Raw genomic sequence first — 13,115 nt, forward strand, 5'->3', positions numbered from 1 at the left:
ACCGGCCACGATCTATGTAACCACACCCGCCCCCGGTCCATTCCCCACCCGCGCCCACATTTTTCGCCAGGACTCGGCAGAGCTAGCCGGTGGTGAGCGCGCCGTGCAGGAACAGGTCCACCAGCTCGGCGGTGGTGAGCGTGTCGGGGTGGTGGCGGCCGGCCGACAGGACCAGCATCTGGAACGCGAGCGCGAGCCGGTCCGGTGGCAGCTTGAGCGTGTCGCGCTCCGGCTCGAACAGGCCCGCCAGCACCTCCTGGTGCGCGGCGATCGAGGCCTGCCGGGCGTCGGCGCCCCTGCGCAGGTGCTCCTCCCGGCTCTCGCCCTCCCGCGCGGCGGGGGCGGTCGGGTCGCCGCGCCGCAGCCCGCCGGAGGCGGCGAGCGCCCCGGCGACCGCGCCCATTCTGGACAGGTAGCCGCGCATGGCCTCGGCCGCCTCGATCAGCCGCTCGGCGAGCGGCAGCTCCATCGAGACGGACGCGATGTGGGCGAGGGTGTCGTCGGGACGCAGCGCCTCGGCCATGCAGGCGTCGAGGAGGGCGTCCTTGTCGCCGAACGCGCGGAAGACGGTGCCCTCGCCGATGCCAGCCGCGCGGGCGACCTGCGCGGTGGTGACGGAGGTGCCGTGCTCCACGACGAGGGGCAGCGCGGCGCGGACGATCATCTCGCGGCGCTGTTCGGGGGTCATCGCCGGCGCTCGACGCCGGCCTGTTTCGTTCGTCATGCCTCAGACGGTACGGAGTGAGTGCTCACTCCGTCAATAGGGAGTGAGCACTCACTCCGACACCAGGATGCGGGGACAGGCAGGCATGCGGCACCATCGGAGGCGTGCCATATGCGACGACCGACGGCGGAGTGAAGCTGTCCTACCAGGTCAGGGGCGACGGACCGGCGCTCGTGCTGCTCCAGGGCCAGGCGAACGACCACCGCTGGTGGGATCCGGTCCGCGACGACTTCGCGGCCGGCCACCTCACCGTCACCTTCGACTGGCGCGGCACCGGCGACAGCGACAAGCCGGACGAGCCGTACACGACCCGGGGTTTCGCCGCCGACGTCGTGGCCGTGCTGGACGCGCTGGGGATCGGGCGGGCCCACGTGTACGGCACGTCCATGGGCGGCCGGGTGGCCCAGTGGCTCGCGGCCGACCATCCCGGGCGGGTGGGCGCGCTGGTGCTCGGCTGCAGCTCGCCCGGCGGAGCGCACGGCGTCGAGCGGAGCAACGAGGTCCGCAGGTCGCTCGCCCAGCCGGACCGCGCGGCGGCGGAGCGGGCGCTGCTGGAGCTCATGTACACCCCGGCCTGGCTGGCGGCGCATCCCGGCCCCCATCACACGACCGGCGATCCCGGCATGCCCGCGCACGCCCGCCGCCGCCACCTGGCCGCGAGCGCCGGGCACGACGCCTGGGACGCGCTGCCCGCGATCGCCGCGCCCACGCTCGTCGTGCACGGCACCGACGACGTGTTCAACCCGGCGGCCAACGCGCCGCTGCTGGCCGGGCGCATCCCGGGGGCCGAGCTGCGGCTCATCGAGGGGGCCAGGCACGCCTACTTCGAGGAGTTCCGCGAGATCGCGAGCCCGATGGTGCTGGAGTTCCTGGCCGCCCAGCCGGTCTGACTCAGCCGGTCCGACTCAGCCGACCTGACTCAGCGCAGCAGCGGCAGCCGCGCGGTGAGCCGTTCCACGACCTGGCGCGGCCCGAACAGGCTGACCGCGTAGTACGACGGCTCCTCGGCGCGCGCGAGCGCGGCCAGGTAGTCGTTGTAGACGGAGGCCCGCTGGGCGAGGTCCGCCATGTCCGCCATGACGAGGTCCGGCTCGGCCGCCGCGTCGTCCCTGATGCGCCGGACGATCGCGGCGGGCGCGGCCAGCACGGTGCAGCCCGTCCAGGGCAGTCCCGCGTGCGCGGCTCCGGCCGCGTCCACCCCGCCCTCCCCCACGATGTCCGGCACCGCGACGCCCACGGAGGCGGCCAGGCAGGCGGCGGCGTTCGCCTGCAGCCCGCGCGGCAGGTCGCGGTCCAGGACGATCACCCACTTGACCGGCAGCTCCCTGGTGGGCAGGTCGCCGCGTCGCTCCAGGCCGGCCGTCACGCTCATTCCCCGATCCCCTTTCTCCGAAGTTCCGACAGCAGACTCACACTCACGCCGTAGTTCCACCAAGCCTGCTGACTGTTTTCCGAAGAAAATTCGGCGATCCGTGCCACGATGGGCGAGTGGACGAACTTGATACGGCGATACTCGCCGAGCTGCAGCGCGACGGCCGCCAGACCAACCGCGAGCTGGCCGAGCGCATCGGCATCGCGCCCTCGACCTGCCTGGAGCGGGTGCGCTCGCTGCGCGCCGCCGGGGTCATCGAGGGCTTCCACGCCGAGGTCAACCTGGACGCCGTCGGCCGGCCCGTGCAGGCGCTGATCAACGTACGGCTGCATCCCAAGATCCGCGAGGCCGTCGAGGGCTTCCGCGACCACGTCGCCGCCCTGCCCGAGACGCTGGCCGTCTTCGTGGTCTCGGGCGGGGACGACTTCATCATCCAGGTGGGCGTGCGCGACGCCGGCCACCTGCGCGACTTCGTGCTCGACCACGTGGCCCGCCACCGCAACATCGCCGACGTACGCACCTCGCTGGTCTACGACCACATCCGCAAGACGTCGGTGGAGGTGCTGCCGCCGCAGGCGCCGTCCCGCCCGCGCACCGGACGCAAACGATGAGAAGCTCTAGCGGCGCGAGGCGAAGGCGTCCTGGGCGGCGAACAGCTCCTTGCGCAGCGTCTCGCTGCCGGTGTGACCGGAGTCCTCCACCACGACCAGCCGGGCGTCGGGCCACGCCTGGGCCAGCTCCCACGCGGTGTCGGCCGGGCCGCTGAGGTCGAGCCGGCCGTGGATGAGCACGGCCGGGATGCCGGCCAGCCGGTGCGCCTCGCGCAGCAGCACGCCCTCCTCCAGCCAGGCGGCGTTCGAGAAGTAGTGCGAGCAGATGCGGACGAGCGCCAGCCTGGCGTCGTCGGGGCGGTCGCTGTAGGCGTTGCGCTTGCCGTTGGGCTCGGCGGAGATGACCGCGTCCTCCCAGGCGCACCAGTCGAGGGTGGCCTTCATGCGCACCTCGGGGTCGGGGTCGGAGGTCAGCCGCGCGTACGCCGCCAGCAGGTCGAAGGTGTCGCCGCCGCGCTCGCTCTCCGGCACGCCCTGCCGGAAGCGCTCCAGCGCCTCGGGGAAGAAGCGGCCGGCTCCCCGGTAGAGCCAGTCGATCTCGTAGCGGCGGGTGGTGGTCACCGAGATGATGATCATCTCGGACACCCGCTCCGGGTACGCCTCGGCGTAGGCCAGCATCAGCGTCGAGCCCCACGAGCCGCCGTACAGCAGCCACTTGTCCACGCCCAGGTGCTCGCGCAGCCGTTCCATGTCGGCGATGAGGTGGTGGGTGGTGTTGGCGTTCAGGTCGGTCGCCGGGTCGGCGGCGTGCGGGCGGCTGCGACCGCAGTTGCGCTGGTCGAACAGGATGATCCGGTAACGCTCGGGGTCGAACGTGCGCCGCGAGCCGACGGAGCAGCCGGAGCCGGGGCCGCCGTGCACCACGACGGCGGGCTTGCCCTCGGGGTTGCCGCAGACCTCCCAGTAGATGAGGTTGCCGTCGCCGACGTCCAGCATGCCGTGGTCGTACGGCTCGATCGGGGGATACAAGTGCGGCTCCTTCCGCTCCGAAAATGTGACAGCGCTGTATATCAGCCCTTGACCACACCTCTCCAACCGTTTTCGCCCGCGCGGTAAAGAGCGTTAGATCCAACCATGAAGTAATTCAAACGTCACTTAGGGTAATGATCACTGCGGATGATCGGATAAGCACTCGCAGGGAGCATCATGTACAAGCACGCCATCCTGGCACTCGCCACCGCCTCGGGCCTCCTCATGGCCGCCGAGCCGGCCTCGGCGGAGAAGCTGCCCGTCCACGTCACGTGCGGGGGCGAGGACGCCGTCAAGATCGACGTCCCGTCGCCGCCGGACGACATGACCGTCGGGGAGCTCCGCGAGCGGCTGCTGGCGATGTCCGCCCGGAGCTGGGCGCCCGTCCACGCCGCCGTGCGGTGGCAGGCCCCGTCGGGGACGTCGATCCGTACGATCCTGCTCGACGGCCTGCGCGCGTGCCGCGGCGTCAGGACCGAGCAGAAGGCCGCCGCCGCGGCGGACGTGATCGGCGACGACACGGAGGCGTTCGAGCTCGGCATGCTCGGCACGCCCGACGTCGCGACGATGCTCGAAACCCTGGTCGCGGATCCGCCGGCCTGCTGGCCGACCCTCCAGGCAGCGACCGACGAGGAGACCGGCGAAGAGACCGACGCCGACGAGGAGACGGACGAAGAGCTCGACGAGGAGACCGAGTCCGACGACGAAGCCGAGGTCGCCGAGGAGACCGAGGTCGCCGACGCGCAGCCGGCGGCGCTGCTCGACGCGATCGGCCTGCGGGAGCTCCTGGACGCCGTGCTCGCGGGACCGGTCACCTGCGCCCCCGGCACCGCTCCCACGTCCTTCTTCACCGCCCCCACGTCCTTCTTCACCGTGCCCGAGGTGCCGCTGATCACGTACGAGCCCTCCCTCATGGACAGACTCGGGCTCAGCGCCGCCCTCGACCGCGTCATGGGCGGCTGAACACCACCGGCAGGGTCGCCGGCCCAGGACCAACAGATCTGACCAGGCGCTGACACAATGGCCGCCATGACGACATCGGACCCCAAAGCAGACCTTCACCACTACCTCAGGAGCGCGCGCGAGGCCCTCCTGTGGAAGCTCGACGGCCTGTCCGAGTACGACGTCCGCCGCCCGCTCACCCCCACGGGCACCAACCTCCTCGGCCTGGTCAAGCACCTGGCGGGCGTCGAGTACGGCTACTTCGGCGACACCTTCGGCCGCCCGCCCGCCGAGCAGCCGCCCGGGTTCGAGGAGGGCGCCGAGCCGAACGCCGACCTCTGGGCCACCCCCGAGGAGTCCCGCGAGGAGCTCGTCGCCCTCTACCGCCGCGCCTGGGCGCACGCGGACGCCACGATCGAGGAGCTGCCCCTCGACACCGTCGGCCGCGTCCCCTGGTGGCCGCCCGGCCGCGACGCCGTGTCGCTGCACCGCGTCCTCGTCCACGTCATCGCCGAGACCAACCGGCACGCCGGCCACGCCGACATCGTCCGTGAGCTGATCGACGGCGCCGCGGGCCTGCGCCGCGACAACGACAACCTGCCGGGCGAGGACGAGAGCTGGTGGGCGGACCATCACAAGCGGGTCGAGCAGGCCGCCCGCGAGGCCGGCGGCCGGTGACAGAGATGTCGGACGAGGTGAAGTTCGAGAGAGTCGCGCCCGTGCTGCCGGTACGGGACCTGGACGCGGCGCTCGACCGCTACCGCAGGCTGGGTTTCGCCGTCCGCGCCTACGCGGGCCCCGCCCGCTACGGGTACGCCGACCGCGGCGAGGTCTCGCTGCACCTGAGTGAATGGGACGAGCACGACCCGGCGCGCACCGGCGGGGTCGTCTACCTGTACGTCTCGGACGCCGACGCCCTGCACGCCGAGTGGACGGCGACCGGCCTCCCGGGGCGCTTCCACCCGCCGCACGACACCGACTACGGGCTGCGCGAGTTCGCGTACGTCGACCCCGACGGCACCCTGCACCGCGTCGGCTCCCACCTCACTTCATGAAAGCTTCCCTACCACCGAAACATTTCAAGCCGTTTACCAGGGGATAGCTGACAGCACATCACCGACTCCCCGAAACATTTCCAGCTTTCGTTGACACGTTTCCGACCCGTTCCCACAATGACCGGAGGTGAGTCGCCCCCAACGATCAAGGACACGACATGATCGACAGGAAACGCCGCCCCACCCTCCTCGCCACGCTCCTCGCCGTCTGCCTGGCCGCCGCCGCCACCACCGCGCTGGCCGCCGGCCGAGCCCTCGCCGCCGACTGCAGCGCGGGCTACGTCGGCCTGACCTACGACGACGGCCCCAACCCCGCCAACACCACGAACCTGCTCAACACGCTGCGCGCGAACGGCCTGCGCGCCACGATGTTCAACATCGGCCAGAACGCCCAGAACAACCAGGCCCTGGTCCGCGCGCAACGCGACGCGGGCATGTGGATCGGCAACCACAGCTACACCCACCCGCACCTCACCCAGCTCGGCAGCGCGCAGATCCTCTCCGAGCTGCAGCGCACCCAGCAGGCCGTCCAGGGGGCGACGGGCACCGCGCCCCGCCTGTTCCGGCCGCCGTACGGGGAGACCAACGCCACGCTGAGGTCCGTCGAGCAGCAGCTCGGCCTCACCGAGGTCATCTGGGACGTCGACTCCCAGGACTGGAACGGCGCGAGCACGGCGCAGATCGTCCAGGCTGCCGGCCGGCTGCAGAACGGCCAGGTCATCCTCATGCACGACCAGTACGCCACGACCGTGGCCGCCATCCCGCAGATCGCCGCGAACCTGCGCAGCCGCAACCTGTGCGCCGGCATGATCTCCCCCACCACCGGCCGCGCGGTCGCCCCTGACGGCGGCGGCGACCCCACGAGCGGGCCGACGACCCCGCCGCCCGGCGGCGGCACCTGCACCGCCACGATCCAGCAGGGCCAGCAGTGGAGCGACCGCTTCAACCTGTCGGTCACCGTCTCCGGCTCGGCCTCGTGGATCGTCACGGTCACCGTGACGCCGCCCCAGAAGGTCATCAACACCTGGAACGGCACCCCGTCCTGGGACTCCAGCGGGAACGTGATGACGATGCGCCCGAACGGCAGCGGCAACACCTTCGGCTTCACGATCCAGCACAACGGCAACCGGACCTGGCCGTCGGTCTCCTGCCGGACGAGCTAGAGGCCGCCGCTCAGAAGCGGAACAGCTCGGCGAACCTGTCGAACAACGCCCGGTCCCCCTCCACCCGTACGCTCCCGTCGCGCAGCACGTCGTCCACGGTCCTGGCGCCGCTCATCAGGTCGCGGACGGGCTGGCCCGCCAGGCGCTCGATCACCAGGTCGGGCGCCGGGTGCGGCCCGCGGCCGACCGTCAGCCGCCCGTCGTCCACCTGAGCGTGGAGGGTGAACTCGGCCAGGCGGACCTCGTAGCCCACGCTGACGCCCGACGCCGCCTCCGGCCGGAACGCCGTGCGGAAGGACATGGCGACCCCCTCGGCCGTGACGAGCTCGCCGGGGCGCGGTTCGCCCATCGTCCTCGCGCCCCAGCGGCCCAGGGCGACCAGCGCGGGTTCGAGGTCGCGGCCGTGGTCGGTCAGCTCGTAGACGACCGCCCGCTCGGGATGCGCCAGCGCCCGCCGGGTGGCCAGCCCCTCCTGCTCCAGCTGCTTGAGCCGGGCCGACAGGATGTTGGTCGGGATGGCGGGCAGGCCCTGGCGCAGGTCGGTGAAGCGCTGGGGCCCGGCCAGCAGGTTGCGGACGATCAGCACGGTCCACCGCTCGCCGACGATCTCCATGGCGCGGGCCAGGCCGCAGAACTGGCCGTACTCACGAGAAGTCACGGTACAGATCGTAGCTCCAAGATGCAGTTGACAAACCATGCTTGCAAATAACAAGCTTCTGTTCGCCGGGACGGGCCGTTCCGGCAGAACGGAGATCCCCACATGTCGTTCCAGGCGTACCTCGACAACATCGAGGAGAAGACCGGCCTGACCCCGCGCCAGTTCATCGCCCTGGCGAAGGAGCGCGGCTTCGACGAGCCGTCCACCAAGGCCGGCGTGATCGTCGACTGGCTGAAGGAGGACTACGGCCTCGGCCGCGGCCACGCGATGGCGCTCGTGCACGTCATCAAGAAGGGCCCGAAGATCGACGCCAAGCACGTCGGCAGCTCGGGTTCGCACCGTGACGAGAGCGACACCCTCTGGCTCGACGGCAAGGACAACCGCCCCTGAAACGGGACGATCACCTCTGATCAGTCGCGTGGATCTTGCTCACTCCGCCCGTATCGCCATAATCGACAGTTGCCGAAACGGGTATGAGGAGAGCATTTTGGACGACGTGACCGAAACGGACGCAGCCGCCCCGTGGGCGCTGCCGTCGCCGTGGCGGGATGCGCGCGTCGCCGTCGTGGTGCCGACTTACAACGAGGCCGGCAACATCGGGGACCTGACGGCGCGCGTTCTCGCGCTCGACCTGCCCAACCTGCGCCTGGTCATCGCCGACGACGACTCCCCCGACGGCACCGGCCTGCTGGCCGACGACCTCGCCAAGCACGCGAACGAGGACGGCCGCGACCGCATGGTGGTGCTGCACCGCACGGTCAAGGAGGGCATCGGCCGGGCCCACATCGCCGGCATGAAGGAGGCCCTCGCCCACGGCGACGAGTACGTCGTGCAGATGGACGGCGACCTCAGCCACCGCCCCGAGTACATCCCGCACCTGCTCGGCACCATCCTGGCGACCCGGGCGGGCCTGGTGATCGGCAGCAGGTACGTCGTCGGCGGCTCCCTGTCCACCCAATGGGGCCGGCACCGCCGCCTGCTGAGCCGCTTCGCCGGCCACTACGTCAACGCCATACTCAACCTGTCCGTACGCGACCCCACCGGCGGCTTCAAGATCTGGCGCCGCGACGTGCTCGAAGGCATCGGCCTCGACGCGATCCGCAGCGACGGATACAGCTTCCAGGTCGAGATGAACTACCGGTGCAAGCAGCTCGGCCACGCGATCGTCGAGCTGCCCATCCACTTCGAGGAACGCGCGGCCGGCTCCAGCAAGATCAGCTTCGCCGTGCAGCTGGAGTCCATGCTCACGCCGCTCGCTCTCCGCTTCGGCCGAGCCGGCCGACGATGAGCACCGCGACCGGGTACGCGATCAGCCCGCTGGCCAGGGCGAGCAGGAAGCCGAACCACCACGCCCACAGCGGCAACGCCCCCACGACCAGCCAGATCACCACCAGCAGGGGCACGGCCACCACCGCCACGGGCCAGGCGGGCCGCACACCCACCAGCCGGAGCAGCGGCCAGGCCGCCACGGCCGCGACCCAGCGCCCCACGTCCCACGTCCCACGCCGGCTGGAGGTAGCCGAGACATCCGGTGTACTCGCCGCACAGGGAGGAGTCGGGGAAGAGCGCGGCCATGGCCATCGCCCACCCGACGACGGCGAGAGGCAGGATGATCCCGACCACACAGGCCAAAGCGACGCGTTTGGCGATCATCTCCGTATGGTGACACGCGCTATACCCGCCTGTGGAGGGCCCGCGGGTACGTCCTGAGGCATGAAGACCATCAACGTCTGCTTCGGCGTCGACGTGGACGCCGTCGCCGGCTGGATCGGCTCGTACGGCGGCCAGGAGTCCCCGAACGACATCCAGCGCGGCGTGTTCGCCGCCGAGGTGGGCACCCCGCGCCTGCTGCGGCTGTTCGAGCGGGAGGGCATCAGGACGAGCTGGTTCCTGCCGGGGCACTCGGCGGAGTCCTTCCCGGAGCAGATGAGCATGGTGGTCGAGGCCGGGCACGACGTGGGCGCGCACGGCTACATGCACGAGAACCCGGTCGCGATGTCGGCCCAGCAGGAGGAGGACGTGCTGGCCCGCAGCCTGGAGGTGCTCGACCGGGTGCTCGGCGTGCGGCCCCGCGGCTACGTCGCGCCCTGGTGGGAGATGTCGGAGCGGACCATCGACCTGCTGCTGCGCTACGGCTTCACGTACGACCACTCGCAGTCGTACCACGACTTCCTGCCCTTCTACGCGCGCAAGGGCGAGCAGTGGACCCGCATCGACTACGGACGGGACGCCTCGACCTGGATGCGGCCGCTCGTCCACGGCCAGGAGGTGAACCTGGTGGAGTTCGCCGCGAGCTGGTATCTCGACGACCTGCCGCCGATGATGTTCATCAAGGCCTCGCCGAACAGCCACGGCTTCGTCAACCCGCGCGACCTCGAACAGCAGTGGCGCGACCAGTTCGACTGGGTCCACCGCGAGCTCGACTACGCGGTCTTCCCCATCACCCTGCACCCCGACGTCAGCGGCCGGCCCCAGGTGCTGCTGATGCTGGAACGGCTCATCGGCCACCTCCGCGCCCACGACGGCGTGCGGTTCATGTCGCTGGCCGAGGCCGAGGACGACTTCCGCGCCCGCTACCCCTTCGACGGCGAGGCCCGCCCGGCGGACGTGCGGTGACCTCCGGGCGCTGGCGGCCGCTGCTCGACGGCGCGCTCGCCGAGGCGGCCACGGTGCGGGGCGGGCGGGTCGTCTCGTACATCCCCGCGCTGGCCGGCGTCGACTCCGGCCTGCTGGCCGTGGCGATGGTCGCCACGGACGGCGAGACCGACGCCGCCGGCGACCGGGACGCCGGTTTCCCGCTGATGTCGGCGGCCAAGCCGTTCGTGTACGCGCTCGCGCTGGCCGAGCACGGCTTCGCGAAGGTGCACGAGCACGTGGGGACCGAGCCCAGCGGAGCCGCGTTCGACTCCACGGTGGTGCGGGGCGGGACGGGCACCCCGTTCAACGCGATGACCAACATCGGCGCCATCGTCACGACCTCGCTCGTGCGCGGCGGGGTGCTGGAGTTCCTGAGCCGCTGCGCCGGGCGTCACCTGGAGGTGGACGCCGCCGTGCTCGACAGCCAGCGCCGCACCGGCGACCGCAACAAGGCCCTCGCCTACCTGGCGCACGCCCACGGCTCCCTGGTCGGCGATCCGGCCGAGGCCGTGGACCGCTACTTCACGCAGTGCGCGGTCCGCGTGACGGTGGCGGACCTGGCCAGGATGGCCGCCACGCTGGCGGGCGGGGGAAGGCTCCCCGGCACCGGGGAGCGCCTGATCGAGGCGCGGGTGGCCCGTACGGTGCTGGCGGTGATGACGACCTGCGGCATGTACCAGGCGTCGGGGGCCTGGCTGGTGCACGCCGGGCTGCCGGCCAAGAGCGGCGTGTCCGGCTGCCTGGCCGCCGCGTTCCCCGGGCGGCTCGGCATCGCCGCCTACAGCCCGCCGCTCGACGAGCACGGCAACAGCGTGCGGGCGATGGCCGCCTGCGCGTACCTGGCCCAGCGGCTCGACCTCCACCTGCTCGACGTCCCCTGCTGATCAGGATTCGAGAAGCGATGATCAGCGGCCGACGCGTACCTTGAGAGCCGATCGGAAGGAGAGCGTATGTGCCACCCTTCGTGGACGCGGGCGCTCAACGAGGCGCATCGCCTCGGCGAGCTCGCGCGGCTGCGCCGGGTCCGGGACCGGATCGACCGCGAGTACGCGCGCCCCCTGGACGTCGAGGCGCTGGCCCGCGCGGCGGGTCTGCCGCCCGCGCAGCTCAGCCGCCGCTTCCGCCTCGCCTACGGCCGCTCGCCGTACGACTATCTGATGGCCCGCAGGGTCGACCACGCGGCGGCGCTGCTGAGCCGGGGCGACATCGGCGTGGCCGAGGTGTGCCGCGCGGTCGGCTGCCCGTCCCCCGCCGCCTTCGCCGCCCGCTTCACCGAACGCCTCGGCGTGCCGCCGCACCGCTACCGGCCCCGGCCCGCGCCCGCGGGGACGGGCTAGCGTAGCCGTATGGACCTCAGCATTCACACGACCGTGCTCCCGCACGACGATCCGGACGCCTCCCTGGCCTTCTGGCGCGACACCCTCGGCTTCGAGGTGCGCAGCGACGTCGGGCAGGGCAGGATGCGCTGGATCACGGTCGGCCCCGCCGGCCAGCCCGGCATCTCCATCCTGCTGGCGCCGCCCGGCGCCGACCCCGGCATCACCGACGACGAGCGCCGGACCATCGCCGAGATGATGGCCAAGGGCACCTACGGCTGGATCCTGCTTGCCACCGCCGACCTCGACGGCACTTTCGCGAAGGTGCGGGACGGCGGCGCCGAGGTGGTCCAGGAGCCGACCGAGCAGCCGTACGGGGCCCGCGACTGCGCCTTCCGCGACCCCTCGGGCAACCTGGTCCGCATCCAGCAGCTGCGTTGACGTATCAAGCGTTCAACGCCCTTCGCACGGCCAGGTCCACCAGCTCGCGTACCTCCTGGTCGGTGAAGATGTCCGGCAGCGTCAGCCGCTCCACGATGAGCCAGTTCAGCGCCAGGTAGAGGAGCACCACCGCGGTCGAGTCGCCCGGCAGGCCCGAGGCGGCGTGATAGGCGATGTTGGCGTCGATGTCCTCGCGGATGCGCTTGGTGAGCACCGCCCGCAGCTCAGGGCGCCGGGTGGACTCCAGCCTGAGCTCCAGCAGGGCCAGGTAGCCGGTCTTGAAGGCGGAGATGCGGTCCACCAGCTCGTGCATGAGCTCGGCGTAGCGGGTCTCGTCCTGCACGCCCTCCCGGCCGCGGGCGATCGTCGCCTCGTCGGGCAGCAGCCGCTCGTAAATCCGCCCGCCGACCTGGGTGAACAGGTCGTCGCGGTTGGCGAAGTAGTTGGAGGCCGTGCCCGGGGGCACGGCCGCCTCCGCGTCTACGGCGCGGAAGGTCAGTCCCCGCGCTCCCTCCCTGGCCAGCACCTCGATGGCCGCGTCGATCAACGCCTGCCGCCGCTCGGGATTCCTGCGCACTTGACACCACTCCGTCTGTAGTACTACGTTTTGACCACTCCAAACAGAGTACTACATCGGGAGTTGCTCGATATGCGCAAGCTCGTCTACTACATCGCCGTCTCGCTCGACGGCTACATCGCGGGCCCCGGCCACGAGGTCGACTTCTACCCGGTGTCGGAGCAGCTGGCGGCCTGGATCAACGACCGTTACCCCGAGACCGTCCCCACCCATGTCCGCAAGCTCGTCGGCCTCGACGACGCGCCCAACCGGGTCTTCGACACCGTGGTGATGGGCCGCGGCACCTACGAGCCGGCCCTGGGCGTCACCACCAGCCCGTACGCCCACCTGCGCCAGTACGTCGTCTCCAGCACGCTGACCATCGACGACCCCACCGTGCAGTTGGAGAAGGGCGACCCCGTCGAGCTCGTCCGGCGGCTGAAGTCCGAGGACACCGGCAAGGACGTCTACCTCTGCGGCGGCGGCAGGCTCGCCGCCTCCCTGCTCCCGGAGATCGACGAGATCATCCTCAAGAGCTACCCCGTGGTGGCGGGCGACGGCATCCCCGCGTTCTCCGGAGCGTTCCGCCCCACCCTGTTCACCCCCACCAGGCGCGAGTCCTTCGACAACGGCGCCCAGATCACCTGGCTCACCAGGGCCTGACCCCCACA

19 protein-coding genes are annotated in these 13,115 nt (G+C 71.3%); 13 read left to right on the top strand and 6 right to left on the bottom strand.

The genetic code is table 11. The features are described 5' to 3' along the window. Nucleotides 1-82: 82 nt before the first annotated feature. Nucleotides 83-724, bottom strand: a complete 642-nt coding sequence (locus ABD292_RS24410; RefSeq protein ID WP_344211018.1) for a TetR/AcrR family transcriptional regulator — start codon at nucleotides 722-724, stop codon at nucleotides 83-85. A gap of 104 nt (nucleotides 725-828) precedes the next feature. Between ABD292_RS24410 and ABD292_RS24415 the strand changes: the two genes are divergently transcribed. After that, nucleotides 829-1,614, top strand: coding sequence for an alpha/beta fold hydrolase (locus ABD292_RS24415; RefSeq protein WP_344211020.1), 786 nt, complete (start codon nucleotides 829-831; stop codon nucleotides 1,612-1,614). Between the two features lie 29 nt (nucleotides 1,615-1,643). On the opposite strand, the gene ABD292_RS24420 is transcribed toward ABD292_RS24415, so the two are convergent. Then, a complete protein-coding gene (locus tag ABD292_RS24420) occupies nucleotides 1,644-2,096 on the bottom strand; it encodes a DUF2000 domain-containing protein (protein ID WP_344211021.1) in 453 nt (150 codons plus the stop codon). A gap of 116 nt (nucleotides 2,097-2,212) precedes the next feature. Here ABD292_RS24420 and ABD292_RS24425 point away from each other — a divergent pair, with 116 nt between their 5' ends. Next, nucleotides 2,213-2,707: an Lrp/AsnC family transcriptional regulator gene (locus ABD292_RS24425; protein ID WP_344211023.1), complete on the top strand. Its 495-nt coding sequence runs from the start codon at nucleotides 2,213-2,215 to the stop codon at nucleotides 2,705-2,707. 6 nt (nucleotides 2,708-2,713) lie between these two features. On the opposite strand, the gene pip is transcribed toward ABD292_RS24425, so the two are convergent. Further along, nucleotides 2,714-3,676 (bottom strand): prolyl aminopeptidase, encoded by a 963-nt coding sequence (gene pip / locus ABD292_RS24430; protein WP_344211025.1) that lies wholly within the window; start codon nucleotides 3,674-3,676, stop codon nucleotides 2,714-2,716. 177 nt (nucleotides 3,677-3,853) lie between these two features. Here pip and ABD292_RS24435 point away from each other — a divergent pair, with 177 nt between their 5' ends. The 4 genes from ABD292_RS24435 (at nucleotide 3,854) to ABD292_RS24450 (ending at nucleotide 6,836) form a co-directional block, all read left to right on the top strand. Further along, nucleotides 3,854-4,639, top strand: a complete 786-nt coding sequence (locus tag ABD292_RS24435; RefSeq protein WP_344211027.1) for a hypothetical protein — start codon at nucleotides 3,854-3,856, stop codon at nucleotides 4,637-4,639. Between the two features lie 66 nt (nucleotides 4,640-4,705). Next, nucleotides 4,706-5,296 (top strand): DinB family protein, encoded by a 591-nt coding sequence (locus ABD292_RS24440; protein ID WP_344211029.1) that lies wholly within the window; start codon nucleotides 4,706-4,708, stop codon nucleotides 5,294-5,296. A 17-nt stretch (nucleotides 5,297-5,313) separates the two neighbouring features. Then, complete coding sequence (locus ABD292_RS24445; RefSeq protein ID WP_344211031.1) at nucleotides 5,314-5,673, top strand: bleomycin resistance protein; 360 nt, start codon at nucleotides 5,314-5,316, stop codon at nucleotides 5,671-5,673. 158 nt (nucleotides 5,674-5,831) lie between these two features. Beyond that, a complete protein-coding gene (locus ABD292_RS24450) occupies nucleotides 5,832-6,836 on the top strand; it encodes a polysaccharide deacetylase family protein (protein WP_344211033.1) in 1,005 nt (334 codons plus the stop codon). Nucleotides 6,837-6,846: 10 nt separating this feature from the next. Here ABD292_RS24450 and ABD292_RS24455 read toward each other — a convergent pair whose 3' ends face one another. Then, on the bottom strand, nucleotides 6,847-7,494 hold the full coding sequence (locus tag ABD292_RS24455) for a winged helix-turn-helix transcriptional regulator (RefSeq protein WP_344211035.1): 648 nt from the start codon (nucleotides 7,492-7,494) through the stop codon (nucleotides 6,847-6,849). A gap of 102 nt (nucleotides 7,495-7,596) precedes the next feature. Here ABD292_RS24455 and ABD292_RS24460 point away from each other — a divergent pair, with 102 nt between their 5' ends. Together ABD292_RS24460 and ABD292_RS24465 are read left to right on the top strand one after the other, a co-directional pair. Further along, nucleotides 7,597-7,884: a DUF4287 domain-containing protein gene (locus ABD292_RS24460; protein WP_344211037.1), complete on the top strand. Its 288-nt coding sequence runs from the start codon at nucleotides 7,597-7,599 to the stop codon at nucleotides 7,882-7,884. 106 nt (nucleotides 7,885-7,990) lie between these two features. Continuing rightward, nucleotides 7,991-8,782, top strand: a complete 792-nt coding sequence (locus ABD292_RS24465; RefSeq protein WP_344211039.1) for a polyprenol monophosphomannose synthase — start codon at nucleotides 7,991-7,993, stop codon at nucleotides 8,780-8,782. On the opposite strand, the gene ABD292_RS24470 is transcribed toward ABD292_RS24465, so the two are convergent. Further along, entirely contained in the window at nucleotides 8,739-8,984 is a 246-nt protein-coding gene (locus tag ABD292_RS24470) for a hypothetical protein (protein ID WP_344211041.1), read from the bottom strand. The genes ABD292_RS24465 and ABD292_RS24470 overlap by 44 nt on opposite strands. A 223-nt stretch (nucleotides 8,985-9,207) precedes the next feature. Between ABD292_RS24470 and ABD292_RS24475 the strand changes: the two genes are divergently transcribed. The 4 genes from ABD292_RS24475 (at nucleotide 9,208) to ABD292_RS24490 (ending at nucleotide 11,888) form a co-directional block, all read left to right on the top strand. Then, entirely contained in the window at nucleotides 9,208-10,110 is a 903-nt protein-coding gene (locus ABD292_RS24475; protein WP_344211043.1) for a polysaccharide deacetylase family protein, read from the top strand. Next, nucleotides 10,107-11,015 carry a glutaminase A gene (glsA, locus tag ABD292_RS24480; RefSeq protein WP_344211045.1) on the top strand — a complete coding sequence of 303 codons (909 nt, stop codon included), beginning with the start codon at nucleotides 10,107-10,109 and terminating at the stop codon, nucleotides 11,013-11,015. The genes ABD292_RS24475 and glsA overlap by 4 nt, the downstream gene beginning before the upstream one ends. Before the next feature lie 66 nt (nucleotides 11,016-11,081). Then, nucleotides 11,082-11,468 (top strand): helix-turn-helix transcriptional regulator, encoded by a 387-nt coding sequence (locus ABD292_RS24485; protein WP_344211047.1) that lies wholly within the window; start codon nucleotides 11,082-11,084, stop codon nucleotides 11,466-11,468. 9 nt (nucleotides 11,469-11,477) lie between these two features. Continuing rightward, the gene (locus ABD292_RS24490) at nucleotides 11,478-11,888 is read left to right on the top strand and encodes a VOC family protein (RefSeq protein WP_344211049.1); all 411 of its coding nucleotides are present in this window, start codon (nucleotides 11,478-11,480) and stop codon (nucleotides 11,886-11,888) included. A 4-nt stretch (nucleotides 11,889-11,892) separates the two neighbouring features. On the opposite strand, the gene ABD292_RS24495 is transcribed toward ABD292_RS24490, so the two are convergent. Further along, complete coding sequence (locus tag ABD292_RS24495) at nucleotides 11,893-12,465, bottom strand: TetR/AcrR family transcriptional regulator (protein ID WP_344211051.1); 573 nt, start codon at nucleotides 12,463-12,465, stop codon at nucleotides 11,893-11,895. A 72-nt stretch (nucleotides 12,466-12,537) separates the two neighbouring features. On the opposite strand from ABD292_RS24495, the gene ABD292_RS24500 reads away from it, so the two are divergent. Continuing rightward, on the top strand, nucleotides 12,538-13,107 hold the full coding sequence (locus tag ABD292_RS24500) for a dihydrofolate reductase family protein (RefSeq protein ID WP_344211053.1): 570 nt from the start codon (nucleotides 12,538-12,540) through the stop codon (nucleotides 13,105-13,107). The last annotated feature ends 8 nt before the right edge of the window (nucleotides 13,108-13,115 follow it).

This window comes from Nonomuraea bangladeshensis (genome assembly GCF_039529455.1).
Taxonomy (GTDB): domain Bacteria; phylum Actinomycetota; class Actinomycetes; order Streptosporangiales; family Streptosporangiaceae; genus Nonomuraea; species Nonomuraea bangladeshensis.

What these genes read in the sequence shown, in the direction of transcription:
- ABD292_RS24410 (WP_344211018.1), bottom strand. Translation starts at nt 724, where the DNA reads ATGACGAACGAAACAGGCCGGCGTCGAGCGCCGGCGATGACCCCCGAA.
- ABD292_RS24420 (WP_344211021.1), bottom strand. Translation starts at nt 2,096, where the DNA reads ATGAGCGTGACGGCCGGCCTGGAGCGACGCGGCGACCTGCCCACCAGG.
- ABD292_RS24435 (WP_344211027.1), top strand. Translation starts at nt 3,854, where the DNA reads ATGTACAAGCACGCCATCCTGGCACTCGCCACCGCCTCGGGCCTCCTC.
- ABD292_RS24440 (WP_344211029.1), top strand. Translation starts at nt 4,706, where the DNA reads ATGACGACATCGGACCCCAAAGCAGACCTTCACCACTACCTCAGGAGC.
- ABD292_RS24450 (WP_344211033.1), top strand. Translation starts at nt 5,832, where the DNA reads ATGATCGACAGGAAACGCCGCCCCACCCTCCTCGCCACGCTCCTCGCC.
- ABD292_RS24460 (WP_344211037.1), top strand. Translation starts at nt 7,597, where the DNA reads ATGTCGTTCCAGGCGTACCTCGACAACATCGAGGAGAAGACCGGCCTG.
- ABD292_RS24475 (WP_344211043.1), top strand. Translation starts at nt 9,208, where the DNA reads ATGAAGACCATCAACGTCTGCTTCGGCGTCGACGTGGACGCCGTCGCC.
- ABD292_RS24485 (WP_344211047.1), top strand. Translation starts at nt 11,082, where the DNA reads ATGTGCCACCCTTCGTGGACGCGGGCGCTCAACGAGGCGCATCGCCTC.
- ABD292_RS24490 (WP_344211049.1), top strand. Translation starts at nt 11,478, where the DNA reads ATGGACCTCAGCATTCACACGACCGTGCTCCCGCACGACGATCCGGAC.
- ABD292_RS24500 (WP_344211053.1), top strand. Translation starts at nt 12,538, where the DNA reads ATGCGCAAGCTCGTCTACTACATCGCCGTCTCGCTCGACGGCTACATC.